Source organism: Streptomyces eurythermus, assembly GCF_014649115.1.
Taxonomy (GTDB): domain Bacteria; phylum Actinomycetota; class Actinomycetes; order Streptomycetales; family Streptomycetaceae; genus Streptomyces; species Streptomyces eurythermus.
This window is the reverse complement of sequence record NZ_BMSK01000031.1, coordinates 26703-38736: the sequence shown is the minus strand read 5'-3', so window position 1 is coordinate 38736 and position 12034 is coordinate 26703. Positions and strand designations below refer to the sequence as shown.

The window sequence follows — 12034 nt, the reverse complement described above, 5'->3', positions numbered from 1 at the left end:
CAGGGGGCAGGGCGATGGACGCGAGACGTGCGCGGGCCTCGCTGCGGGGCTGGGGCGGAGTCGCCACGATGGCGGTGCTGTGCGCGCTGGCGCTGGCGTTCGTCCTGCTGCTGCCGTGCACGCAGCGGGCGCCGGGCGAGCCGGGCCGGGCGGTGCCGCGGGTCGCCACCGGCACCCAGGCCCGCGCCGACGGCTGCGTGGACGCCGAGGCGCACGAGCAGACGCTCGCCCCGGCCGGCGCCGACGGTCCCACGATCGAGGCGATCCGGGCCCGTACGGGCGCCAAGCGCAAGCTGGTCGTCGGCGTCGACCAGAACAGCTACCGCTGGGGCTACCGCAACCCGAACACCGAGGACGCCCGGCTGGAGGGCTTCGACATCGACCTCGCGCACCGGATCGCCGAGGACATCCTCGGCGACCGCGACGCGGTGCAGTTCAAGGCGATCCCGACCAACCAGCGCATCCCGGCGATCCAGGACGGGCGCGTGGACATGGTCGTGCGCACGATGACGATCACCTGTGACCGGCTGCGCCAGGTCGCCTTCTCCGCGCCCTACTTCAGGACCGGCCAGCAGGTCCTCGCCCCCAAGTCCTCGGCGATCACCGGCTACGACGGCTCGCTGGCGGGCAAGAAGGTGTGCACGGCGACCGGTTCGACCGCGTACGCCAAGCTGGACGCCGACCGGAAGGCGGGCCGGCTGCCCGGCTCCACCGACCTGTCCACCACCGTGCCCAACCAGCTGGACTGCCTGGTGCGGCTGCAACTCGGCGAGGTGGACGCGGTGGTGACCGACGGCGCGCTCGCCGCGAGCCAGGCCGCCCAGGACCCGACCGTGGAACTCAAGGGCGAGGCGTTCACGACCGAGTACTACGGCGTGGCGATGAAGAAGGACGCCGACGATCTGGTACGCCGGGTCAACCGCGTTCTGGTGGACTATTCGGCGAACGGCTGGCAGAAGTCGTACGACGACTGGCTGTCGGCGACACTGGGCGAGGACCCGGCCGCGTCGAAGCCGCCCGCGCCCCGCTACCTGCGCGGCAGTTGAGCCGCGCCCGACCGGAACCGACAGCGAGCGAGAGGTGATCGATGGGCGTCACGGACCCCGCCGGGCCGGTGATGGACCGGGACGAGGCGGACCGTGCGCTGGCGCGGCTCGGCCAGGAGCACGAGGCGATCGAGACCTCCCTGCTGGCCCTCCAGGACCACGCGGGCCGCAGACTCCTCGAAGGCGCCGGGCTGACCGGCGTCACCCGGGAACGCTGGCAGGCCACGGAGGCACGGATCACCCGGCTGTGGGCGTACTTCGACGCCTACACGGCCGCGCTCCGCCGCGCCCGTGAGATCCGCGCCCGGCGCCGCTGGTCCAGCCGCGAGGACCTGGCGGAGCTGACCGGGCTGCTGCGCGGCGAGTCCGTGACCGTCCCCGGCGGCGAGAGCGGCCGGCTCAGCGAGACGTTCACGCTGCCGGCGCTGGTGGAGCGGATGAACGAGCTGTACGCGACGAGCCTGGACGTGATCGTCGCCGCGGACGCGGTGTGGTCGGCGCTGCCCGCGCGGATCGACCTGCTCGCCGCCGAGCTCCAGCGCACCCGTCAGCTCGCGCACTCCGTCGGGGTGCGCCCGGGCGAACACCCGGCCGGCGACGACCTGGAGCGGATCACCCGCACGCTGACCCGGCTGCGCGAGGACGTCGTCGCCGACCCGCTCGCGTTCTGGGTGCCGGCCGAGGGCAGTTCCGCGCCGGGCGGCGGACGCCCGGACACGACGGTGTACGACCGTGCGGCGCGCGCCCTGGAGGACGTGCGCCGGGAGATCGACGCCGTGCTGACGGTGCGCCAGGACGCGGAGGCGCGGCTGGTGCGGGTGCGGGACGTGCTGTCCCGGGCGGACCGCACCCTCGCCGAGGCCCGGACCGCGCGCGGCGAGGTGCTGGCGAAGATCGCCGCCACCGAGGTGCCGGTGGTCGGCGGCCCGCCGACCGTCCTCCAGGAGCAGCTGGCGACCGCCGTGGAGTACCGCAGGCAGGGCCGGTGGCACCGGCTGTCGCCGCTGCTGGAGTCCCTGGAGGAGAAGGCGGAGGAGGAACTGCTGCGCGCCCGCGAGTCGTTGACCGCGGTCACCGCGCCGCTCGCGGTCCGCGCCGAGCTGCGCGGCCGGCTCGACGCGTACAAGGCGAAGGTCGCCCGGCACGGCCTGGCCGAGGACCCGCTGCTGGTGGAGCGCTACGACGCGGCCCGCCGCATGCTGTGGAGCGCGCCCTGTGACCTGCGCGTGGCCGAACAGGCCGTGCTGCGCTACCAGCGGGCGGCGGCCGAGCTGATCGACGGCGCGGACGCGCCCGAGGACCGCAAGGGGGACGCGTCATGAGCCGGCCGGGGCAGGCCTGCCAGCGGCCGGGGTGCCAGGGCGCCTACGAGGACGTCGGCGGAGGCGGGCTGTACTGCGACACCTGCGGCCTGGCACCGGTGGTGTCGGCCGGGGGTCCCTCCTCCGGGGCGGGGATGGTGGTCTCACAGGCCACCGGGGTCGCCAAGGGGGCCACGGACGGCGCGGGTTCGCGCAGCGCCCGGACGTCCTCGCAGTCGTCGCGCTCGCGCCGCTCGGTGTCCGGACGGCTGTCCCGTTCGGTGTCGGGGAAGTCCACCGGCCGCCTGGTGTCGGTGCGCAGCTCGGGCGCCTCCACCGGCTCCTCGGCGCGCGGGCGGCTGGGCGCCGGGCTGGTGTCCGTGCCGCAGGTGCCGCGGCCCGACCCGCACGCGATGGTGCTGGAGCGCCCGGAGGTGCCCGAACGCAAGCGGTTCTGCTCCCGGTCGGACTGCGGGGCCCCGGTGGGCCGGGCGCGCGGTGACCGACCGGGCCGCACGGAGGGTTTCTGCACCAAGTGCGGGCACCCCTACTCCTTCGTGCCCAAGCTGCGCGCCGGGGACATCGTGCACGGCCAGTACGAGGTCGCCGGCTGTCTCGCGCACGGCGGGCTGGGCTGGATCTACCTCGCCGTGGACCGGGCCGTCTCCGACCGCTGGGTGGTGCTCAAGGGCCTGCTGGACACCGGCGACCAGGACGCGATGGCCGCGGCGATCTCCGAACGCCGCTTCCTCGCCGAGATCGAGCACGCCAACATCGTGCGGATCTACAACTTCGTGGAGCACCTGGACCAGCGCACCGGCTCCCTGGACGGCTACATCGTCATGGAGTACGTCGGCGGCAAGTCCCTGAAGGAGATCGCCAACGCCCGCCGGGCCCCCGACGGCCGCCGCGACCCGCTGCCGGTGGAACAGGCGTGCGCCTACGGCATCGAGGCCCTGGAGGCGCTCGGCCACCTGCACAGCAGGAACCTGCTGTACTGCGACTTCAAGGTGGACAACGCCATCCAGACCGAGGACCAGCTCAAGCTGATCGACATGGGCGCCGTCCGCCGCATGGACGACGTGGAGTCGGCGATCTACGGCACGATCGGCTACCAGGCCCCCGAGGTCGCCGAGACCGGCCCGTCGGTGGCCAGCGACCTCTACACGGTGGGCCGCACCCTGGCGGTGCTCACCTTCGACTTCCAGGGCTACACCACCGTCTACGCCGACTGTCTGCCCGACCCGGACACCATCGAGGTGTTCCGCCGCTACGAGTCCTTCTACCGGCTCCTGGTGCGCGCCACCGACCCCGACCCGGACCGCCGGTTCGGCTCCGCGCAGGAGATGGCCGAGCAGCTGACCGGCGTGCTGCGCGAGGTGGTCGCGCTGGGGACCGGACAGCCCCGGCCCGCGCTGTCCACCCTGTTCGGGCCCGAGGTGAAGGTCACCGACACCGAGCTGTTCCCGCCCCTGGACGGGGACGTCTCCCGGCTCGGCGCCCGCCGGGACCGCCGGAGACCGGCCCCCGCCCCCGCTCCGGCGGCGCTCGTCCGGCCCGTGGACACCCCGGCCGCCGCCCTCGCCCTGCCCCTGGCGCTGGTCGACCCCGGCGACCCGGCCGCCGGTTTCCTGGCGGGCCTGCCGGCCTCCGGTCCGGCCGAGCTGATCGGCGCGCTGGCCGCGGCCCCCGAGCAGACCGTGGAGACCCGGCTGCGGCAGATCCGCGCCCGGCTGGAGAGCGGCGAGACGCGGGCCGCCCTGACGAGCCTGGCCGGGCTGGAGGAGGAACGGCCCGACGACTGGCGGGTGGTGTGGCAGCGGGGCGTGGCAGCGCTGGCCACCGGCGACTTCGAGGGCGCCGCCCTGGCCTTCGACGCCGTCTACGACGCCTTCCCCGGCGAGAGCGCGCCCAAGCTGGCGCTCGGCCTGTGCGCGGAGGTGCTGGGCCAGCCGGACAACGCGGCCGAGTACTACCGGCTGGTGTGGACGACCGACCGGAGCTTCGTGAGCGCGGCGTTCGGGCTGGCCCGGGTGCGGCTCGCGGCCGGGGACCGGCAGGGCGCGGTCCGCACGCTGGAGTCGGTACCGGAGTCCTCCATCCACTACACGGCCGCCCGGGTCGCCGCCGTCCGGGCCCGGCTGAGAGGTCGTACCCCAGGCCCCGGTGACGTACCGTTCGGGGACGACCTGACGGCCGCCGCCGGACAGGTCGAGGCGCTCCAGGCGTACGGTCTGGACCCGGCGCGGCGCGCGCGGCTGTCGGCGGAAGTGCTCGGCGGCGCGCTGGACTGGGTACTCTCCGGGGGCGCCGGATCCGCCGCGGCGGGCCGGACGCTGCTGGGCAGCGGTCTGGACGAGCGGGGTCTGCGCTTCGGCCTGGAGCGTGCCTACCGCACGCTGGCCCGGCTGGCGCCCGGCGGCAAGGAGAGGATCGAGCTGGTGGAACGGGCCAACCGTTACCGCCCCCGGACGTGGGTGTAAGTCGATGTCGCAGATGCCCCGGCAGGCCGCACTGCCGAAGTGCCCGAGCTGCGCGGAACCGGTGGAGCCGGGTGACCTGTTCTGCGGAGCGTGCGGATACGACCTTTCGGTGGTGCCCGCACCGCCGCAGGACCATCCGACGCTCCCCATGACCGGTACCGCCGAGCCGGGGAACGGAACGGAACGGCCCGCCCCCCGGTCCGCCGATCCCGCGCCGGCGCCCGAGACGGATCCGCCGGGCCCCGGCGCGGGCGGCACCCCGCCGCACGGACAGGAACCCGAGGACGAGCGGTCCGCCGGTTCCGGGGTGCGCTTCGACCGGCCGGCGGAGCCCGACGAGTACCCGTTGCAGGCGCCCGACCCGCGGCTGGCCGCCCCGGCCGCCGCGGCCCGGCTGTGCGTGGCCTGCCGCACGGGCCGGGTCGACGACGACGGCTACTGCGAGAACTGCGGGCACGCCCAGCCCCGCGAACGCGACCACCTGGAGCGGGAGACGGGCCCGGTCGCGGCCGTCAGCGACCGCGGACTGCGCCACCACCGCAACGAGGACGCGTTCGCCGTCGGCCACACCACGCTGCCCGACGGCACCCCGGCGGCGCTGGCGATCGTCTGCGACGGCGTGTCCTCCGCGACCCGCCCCGACGCCGCCTCGCTGGCCGCCTCCCGGGCGGCCGGCGACACCCTGCTGGCCGCGCTGCCGCGCGGCACCCACCCGCAGGCGGCGATGCACGAGGCGATCGTCGCCGCCGCGCACGCCGTCAACGCGCTCGCCGACGAACCCGCCACGGCCCGCGAGCACGCCCCGCACCAGAACGCGCCGGCCTGCACGATCGTCGGCGCGGTGGTCACCTCCGGGCTGCTGGTCGTCGGCTGGGTCGGTGACAGCCGGGTCTACTGGGTGCCCACCGACCGCACCGCGCCGTCCGCCCGGCTCACCGAGGACGACTCCTGGGCCGCGCAGATGGTGGCCGCCGGACTGATGAGCGAGGCCGAGGCGTACGCCGACGAGCGGGCCCACGCGATCACCGGCTGGCTCGGCGCGGACGCCTACGAACTGGAGCCGCACACCGCCTGCTTCCGACCGGACCGGCCCGGCGCGGTGGTGGTGTGCACCGACGGACTGTGGAACTACGCCGAGACGGCCGAGGAGATGTCCGAGGTCGTCCCGCCGGACGCGGCGACCCGCCCGCTGCACGGCGCCCGAGTGCTGGTCGGGCACGCCCTGGACGGCGGGGGCCACGACAACGTAACAGTGGCGGTACTGCCGTTCCCGGCGCCGCCGCAGGGGGCAGGATCGGCCTGAAGGCCGTAGCCCTCGGGACTGCGGCACGGGGAAGCCGGGGCGGACCGGAGGGGACCGGTCCGCTCGCGGCCGGCGCCCGGCGTGGGCGAGGCAATCGAGGGGGATGCGTCACAGCATGGCCAATTTCGCGAAGCCGGACGGACCGCGGTTCTCGGTGGACGTCTACCAGAACGAGTACCTGCCCGAGGGCGGCAGCCAGGTCGACGCCATAGTGACGGTGACCGCGACCGGCGGCGGCACCCTCGGCGGCGCCCTCGTGCCGCCGGGGCGGCCCTGCGCCGCGGTGGCGGTCATGGTCGACTGCTCGGGCTCCATGGAGTACCCGCCCGCGAAGATGCGCGGCGCCCGGGAGGCCACGGCCGCCGCGATCGACACCCTGCGCGACGGCACCCGGTTCGCGGTGATCGGCGGCACCCACGTCGCCCAGGAGGTCTACCCGGGCGGCGGGCGGCTCGCGGTCGCCGACGCCACCACCCGCGAGCAGGCCAAGCAGGCACTGCGCCGGCTGAGCGCGGGCGGCGGCACGGCCATCGGCACCTGGCTGCGGCTCGCCGACCGGCTGCTGTCCGCGGCGGACGTCACCCTCCGGCACGGCATCCTGCTCACCGACGGCCGCAACGAACACGAGTCGCCCGCGGACCTGCGGGCCACCCTGGACGCCTGCGCGGGCCGGTTCACCTGTGACGCGCGGGGCGTGGGCACGGACTGGGACGTGAAAGAAGTCACAGGCATCGCCTCGGCGCTGCTCGGCACCGCCGACATCGTCGCCGATCCGGCCGGGCTCGCCGCCGACTTCACGCGGATGATGGAGACGGCGATGGGCAAGGAGGTCGCCGACGTCGCCCTGCGGGTGTGGACGCCGGCCGGGGCGGCCCTCCGGTTCGTCAAGCAAGTCGCGCCCGCCGTCGAGGACTTGACGCACCGTCGCACCGAGGCCGGGCCGCGCGCCGGGGACTATCCGACCGGATCCTGGGGCGACGAGTCCCGCGACTACCACCTGTCCGTGACGGTCCCGCCGGCCGGACTGGGCCAGGAGATGCTGGCGGCGCGGGTCTCCCTGGTGGTCCCGCAACCGGACGGAACGGTACAGAACCTCGGCGCGCAGGGCCTCGTACGGGCCGTGTGGACCGACGACGCGGCGGCCTCGACCGCCATGAGCCCCCAAGTCGCCCACTACACCGGGCAGGCCGAACTGGCACAAGTCATCCAGCAGGGTATCGACCTGCGCAAAGCGGGCGATTTCGATGGAGCAACGGCCAAACTGGGGAGGGCGGTTCAGCTCGCGAACGCCTCCGGCAACGCCGATACTGCGAAACTGCTTGCGAAGGTGGTGGACGTGGTCGACGCCGCGACAGGTACTGTGCGGTTGAAGACGAGGGTCACGGAGGCCGACGAGATGACTCTGGAGACCCGGTCCACCAAGACCGTCCGTGTGAAGAAGTGACCCTCCAGAGCGTAGGAGAAGGGGAAGCACCGACATGCCGACCTGCCCGAACGGACACCAGTCGGGTTCCGACGACTGGTGCGAGGTCTGCGGTCACCGCATGGCCGGTGCCGTACCTCCGCCCCCGCCGCCGCCCCCGGGCGCCGGCGGCTACGGCTTCCCGCCGCCCGCCGGTGCGCCCGGCCGGCCCGGTCCCGCCGCGGCCGACCCCGAACCGGAGCTGTGCCCGCAGTGCCGTACGCCCCGCGAGGGCGGCGCGCCGTTCTGCGAGGAGTGCCGGTGGAACTTCCTGACCAACACGGCGACCTCGTACACCCCGGCCGCGCCGCGCCCGCCGCAGCCCCGGTTCCAGCCGCCCAGCGCGACCTACGGCGGCGGTGACGGGTACGAGTACCAGGGCTCCCGGCCCTCGCAGGTGAACCGGCCCGCCGAACCGATCCCGTCCTTCGGCAGCGAGCCGTCGGGCCCGACCCCGTTCGGCCCCGGCCCCTCGGGCCGGCCGCCCTTCCCGCCCGGCGACCGCCGCCCGCCCGCGCCCCCGCAGGGGTTCGGACAGGGGCCTGGTGGTCCCGGTGGGCCCAATGGGCCTGGCGCCGGTGGTCCCGGTGCCGGTGGCGCGTCCGGTCCCGGCGGGTTCCCGGGGCAGGGTGCCGGTCCCGGTGGGTTCCCCGGTCAGCAGCCCGGTGGTCCTGGTGCCGGTGGTCCCGGGGGTCCTGGTGGTCCCGGGGGTCCGGCCGGTCCCGGTGGTCCCGGTGGTCCCGGTGCCGGTCGTCCGGCGGGGCCGCCGTCCGGCTTCGGCGGCGGTCCCGGGCAGGGCCCGGGGGGCGGTGCTCCCTCCGGTCCGTCGGGGTTCGGCGGCGGTCCGGGGCAGGGTCCCGGTTCCGGCGGTCCCTCCGGTCCGTCCGGCCCGTCCGGGTTCGGCGGCGGTCCGGGGCAGGGTCCCGGCAATCCCTCCCGTCCCGGCGGCCCGTCGGGTCCCGGTGCTCCCGGCGGCCCTGGCGGCCCCGGTCCCTCCGGCTTCGGCGGGGACCCCTCGCGTCCGGTTCCGCCCCCGCCCGGTCCGGGCGGACCCGGCGGTCCCGGCGGCGCGCCGCAGGCGTTCCAGCAGGCCGGTGCCTCGGCTCCGCCCGCCCCGCCCGCGTTCCCGCGCGGGAACCGCCGGCCCCCGGCCGGTGAGGACGACTGGGTGATCTCCCCGCCGTCGTCCGGCGGCCCGGGCCAGGACACCGGCGGCCAGGGCGGCGGCTACGGCTACCCGCATCCCGGCGCCACCCAGGCACCGCCCGGACAGGGCGGTCCCGGCGGACGACCGGGCGGACCGGGCGGACCGGGCGGGTTCCCGCAGGCACCTCAGCAGGCCCAGGCCCCGCAGGCGCCCCAGGCCCCGCACCAGTCCCAGTCCCAGGGCGCCCGGTCGGGCACCTGGACCGCGACCATCGGCCCGGACCGCGAGTACTTCATGGCGATGATGCAGCGCTCCGGCCCCGAGGCCGCGGGCCTGAACCTGCCCGCGTACTCGCCCGAGCAGCAGCGCACGCTCACCGGCAACCAGGTGACCATCGGGCGCCGCCGGCACTCCACCGGCGACACCCCGGACATCGACCTGTCGGTGCCGCCGGAGGACCCGGGCGTCTCGCACCAGCACGCCATGCTGGTGCAGCAGCCGGACGGCAGCTGGGCGGTCGTCGACCAGAACTCGACCAACGGCACCACCGTCAACATGTCCGAGGAGCCGATCCAGCCGTTCGTGCCGGTCCCGCTCCAGGACGGTGACCGGGTGCACGTGGGCGCCTGGACGACGATCACCGTCCGCCGGGGCTGACCGCGCTCAGGACAGCGGCCAGGCGTACGGCCCCTCAGGGTCGTCCAGCCAGGCCCAGGCGTGCTCGCCGCGGACCGTGACGCCGTAGCGGCCGCGGCCGGGCTCGCCCTCGCGCTCCCACAGCGCGTACGCCTCCCGGGGGCCGAGGGCGCCGCGGGTCAGCTCGAGCAGGAAGCGCAGCGGCTCCTGCTCGCGGGCCCGGGCGGGCAGTCCGGCCAGGCTGACGCTCCCGGCTCCGGCCCGGCCCTGGCCGCGCAGCGGCACGAAGAAGACGGCCCCGGGCAGGAAGCGGCCCTCGGCGTGCTCCGCGTCCCGCACGGTCAGGGCGAGCAGTCCGGTGGCGAGCGGGGTGAGGACGCGCGCGCCGGGGCGGCACTGGGCGAGCCAGGCGCGCGGCACCGCGCACAGCTCGCAGGTGGCGATGATCCGGTCGTAGGGGGCGCGTTCGGGCACTCCGCGCGCCCCGTCGCCGGTGACCACGGCCGGGTGGTAGCCGGCCGCCGCGAGGTGCCGCCGGGCCGACTCGGTGATCTCCGGTTCCAGGTCGACGGTGGTCACCAGGCCGCCGTCGCCGAGCCGGTGGGCGAGCAGGGCCGCGTTGTAGCCGGTGCCGGCGCCCACCTCCAGGACCCGGTCGCCGTCCTCGACGCGCAGGGCGACCAGCATCCGGGCCATCAGGGAGGGCTGGCTGCTGGAGGAGACCAGCTCGCCGTCGCGCAGCCGGGTGGCCAGCGGCACGTCCGCGTAGGCGCCGCGCACCCAGCGTTCCCTGGCCGCCGGCTCGGGGCTCTCGCCCCAGCGGCGCTCGTACCCGCGCGGCCCGGGGACGTAGTAGTACGGCACGAACAGGTGCCGGGGCACCGCCGCGAACGCCTCCCGCCACACCGGGTCGTCCGCCCAGGCCCCGTCGGCGTCGATGCGCCGCACCAGTTCGGCCCGCGCCGCGTCGGCGAGAGCCTCGGTGCCGGTGTCGTAGCCCATGTGTCCACAGTAGGGGCCCTGTGTCCACAGGAGGGGCGGGCGGCCCCCGCACGGGGCGGTCCTAAGTCTTCCGTCCTGGGTCACCGGGTCTGAGACGATAGACGGGTGAATGAGATTCGGCGCGGCACGCTTCAGGAGCAGACCTTCTACGAGCAGGTCGGCGGGGAGGAGACCTTCCGCCGGCTCGTCCACCGTTTCTACGAGGGAGTCGCCGAGGACCCGCTCCTGCGGCCGATGTACCCGGAGGAGGACCTGGGCCCGGCCGAGGAGCGGCTGGCCCTGTTCCTGATGCAGTACTGGGGCGGCCCCACGACCTACAGCGACAACCGCGGCCATCCCCGGCTGCGCATGCGGCACGCCCCGTTCACCGTGGACCGGGCGGCGCACGACGCCTGGCTGCGGCACATGCGGGTGGCGGTCGAGGAACTGGGTCTGTCCGAGGAGCACGAGCGCACCCTGTGGAACTACCTGACGTACGCCGCCGCGTCGATGGTGAACTCCCCCGGCTGAGCCGGGTGCGGCGTCGGGCCCCGGTGCGGCTCAGCGCACGCTGACCCCGAGGGACCCGAGCGGCCCCGCCTGCCGTACGGCCACCGAGCCGTACGGCGTCCGCAGCCGCAGCCACGACCCCGAGGAGAACAGCCCGGTGTCACCGGGCCCGGTGCCCGGCCGCAGGAAGCCCAGGGACTGGGCCGCGTGCACGGCCCGCACCGGCAGTCCGGTGCCCTCGATCCGCCGGGACCAGATGTCCCGCCCGATCCGGTCCAGCTCCGCGCGGGTACGGGCCTCGGGTGCCAGTTCCTCGGTGCGGGAGCGGAATTCGGCCACCGCGGCGGCGACCGTGGCGCGCAGCGCGTCCGGCGCGGGCAGTCCCGGCTCGGGCCGCCAGCCGGCGCGCGGCGGCAGCAGCCCGGCCCACGGCGGACCGGTGACCGGGTCCGGGACGGCGGCGGTGGCCGCCCGCTCGTCCACGGACTCCAGCAGCTCGCCGGCGGAGACGGTCACGTCCAGGGTGGCGTCGAGCCCGTCCTCGTACGGCTTGGCCAGCCGCACCGCGCGGACGGCCAGCACCTCGAAGGAGGGCGGCCGGCCGAAGACGGCGAGTGCCGTGCCGGCCGCCTTCAGGCGCACCGCGGCCCCACGGTCGTAGTGGAGCAGCCGGGAGAGGAAGGCGGCGAGGTCCGCCGCCTCCGTCTCGTCGGCCAGGTGCAGCACCGTCATGCGGCGACGGCCTCCCCGTCGGCCGCCTCGGCGCCCTCGCCGGCGTCCGTGTACTCCTGGAGGAAGTCACGCTCCTCCGCGGTGATCCGCCGCGGGCGCTGGGCGTCGAAGTCGAACGGGACGATGACCGTCGACGCCCGGGCGTAGACGAGATCGCCGTCCTTCACCTCGTAGGCGAGGGTGAAGGAGGCGGCCTTGATCTCGCTGACCCACAGCTCGATGGTCACCGGCTCGTGCCGGTGGACGAGCTGCCGCTTGTAGTCGATCTCGTGGCGCGCCACCACGGACCCCTGCTGGAAGTCCTTGTCCGGACGGAACAGGAAGTCGACCCGGGCCTCCTCCAGATAGCGGAGGAACACCACGTTGTTGACGTGGCCGTACGCGTCCATGTCCGCCCAGCGCAGCGGGCAGCGGTAGATGTGGCGCAAGACCG

10 protein-coding genes are annotated in these 12034 nt (G+C 75.4%); 7 read left to right on the top strand and 3 right to left on the bottom strand.

Features of this window, described 5'->3' with window-relative positions:
• The first annotated feature begins 14 nt into the window (after positions 1-14).
• The 6 genes from IE251_RS37775 (at position 15) to IE251_RS37750 (ending at position 9399) form a co-directional block, all read left to right on the top strand.
• Complete coding sequence (locus IE251_RS37775) at positions 15-1046, top strand: glutamate ABC transporter substrate-binding protein (RefSeq protein ID WP_189757466.1); 1032 nt, start codon at positions 15-17, stop codon at positions 1044-1046.
• A gap of 41 nt (positions 1047-1087) precedes the next feature.
• The gene (locus IE251_RS37770; RefSeq protein WP_189757465.1) at positions 1088-2368 is read left to right on the top strand and encodes a hypothetical protein; all 1281 of its coding nucleotides are present in this window, start codon (positions 1088-1090) and stop codon (positions 2366-2368) included.
• Positions 2365-4830, top strand: a complete 2466-nt coding sequence (locus IE251_RS37765; protein WP_189757464.1) for a serine/threonine-protein kinase — start codon at positions 2365-2367, stop codon at positions 4828-4830. The genes IE251_RS37770 and IE251_RS37765 overlap by 4 nt, the downstream gene beginning before the upstream one ends.
• A 4-nt stretch (positions 4831-4834) precedes the next feature.
• Positions 4835-6133 carry a PP2C family protein-serine/threonine phosphatase gene (locus IE251_RS37760; protein ID WP_189757463.1) on the top strand — a complete coding sequence of 433 codons (1299 nt, stop codon included), beginning with the start codon at positions 4835-4837 and terminating at the stop codon, positions 6131-6133.
• Between the two features lie 115 nt (positions 6134-6248).
• Positions 6249-7577, top strand: a complete 1329-nt coding sequence (locus IE251_RS37755) for a vWA domain-containing protein (RefSeq protein ID WP_189757462.1) — start codon at positions 6249-6251, stop codon at positions 7575-7577.
• Between the two features lie 34 nt (positions 7578-7611).
• Positions 7612-9399, top strand: coding sequence for an FHA domain-containing protein (locus IE251_RS37750; RefSeq protein WP_189757461.1), 1788 nt, complete (start codon positions 7612-7614; stop codon positions 9397-9399).
• 6 nt (positions 9400-9405) lie between these two features.
• On the opposite strand, the gene IE251_RS37745 is transcribed toward IE251_RS37750, so the two are convergent.
• Complete coding sequence (locus IE251_RS37745) at positions 9406-10380, bottom strand: methyltransferase domain-containing protein (RefSeq protein ID WP_189757460.1); 975 nt, start codon at positions 10378-10380, stop codon at positions 9406-9408.
• A gap of 105 nt (positions 10381-10485) precedes the next feature.
• On the opposite strand from IE251_RS37745, the gene IE251_RS37740 reads away from it, so the two are divergent.
• Positions 10486-10890, top strand: coding sequence for a globin (locus IE251_RS37740; RefSeq protein ID WP_189757459.1), 405 nt, complete (start codon positions 10486-10488; stop codon positions 10888-10890).
• Between the two features lie 30 nt (positions 10891-10920).
• Here IE251_RS37740 and IE251_RS37735 read toward each other — a convergent pair whose 3' ends face one another.
• Together IE251_RS37735 and IE251_RS37730 are read right to left on the bottom strand one after the other, a co-directional pair.
• Entirely contained in the window at positions 10921-11601 is a 681-nt protein-coding gene (locus tag IE251_RS37735; RefSeq protein ID WP_189757458.1) for a DUF8185 domain-containing protein, read from the bottom strand.
• Positions 11598-12029 (bottom strand): acyl-CoA thioesterase, encoded by a 432-nt coding sequence (locus IE251_RS37730; protein ID WP_189757457.1) that lies wholly within the window; start codon positions 12027-12029, stop codon positions 11598-11600. Before IE251_RS37730 ends, IE251_RS37735 begins: the two co-directional genes overlap by 4 nt.
• Positions 12030-12034 lie beyond the last annotated feature (5 nt).

Excerpts from the sequence above, each read along its gene's own strand:
- IE251_RS37775 (WP_189757466.1), top strand. The coding sequence starts at position 15 with ATGGACGCGAGACGTGCGCGGGCCTCGCTGCGGGGCTGGGGCGGAGTC.
- IE251_RS37770 (WP_189757465.1), top strand. The coding sequence starts at position 1,088 with ATGGGCGTCACGGACCCCGCCGGGCCGGTGATGGACCGGGACGAGGCG.
- IE251_RS37765 (WP_189757464.1), top strand. The coding sequence starts at position 2,365 with ATGAGCCGGCCGGGGCAGGCCTGCCAGCGGCCGGGGTGCCAGGGCGCC.
- IE251_RS37760 (WP_189757463.1), top strand. The coding sequence starts at position 4,835 with ATGTCGCAGATGCCCCGGCAGGCCGCACTGCCGAAGTGCCCGAGCTGC.
- IE251_RS37755 (WP_189757462.1), top strand. The coding sequence starts at position 6,249 with ATGGCCAATTTCGCGAAGCCGGACGGACCGCGGTTCTCGGTGGACGTC.
- IE251_RS37750 (WP_189757461.1), top strand. The coding sequence starts at position 7,612 with ATGCCGACCTGCCCGAACGGACACCAGTCGGGTTCCGACGACTGGTGC.
- IE251_RS37745 (WP_189757460.1), bottom strand. The coding sequence starts at position 10,380 with ATGGGCTACGACACCGGCACCGAGGCTCTCGCCGACGCGGCGCGGGCC.
- IE251_RS37735 (WP_189757458.1), bottom strand. The coding sequence starts at position 11,601 with ATGACGGTGCTGCACCTGGCCGACGAGACGGAGGCGGCGGACCTCGCC.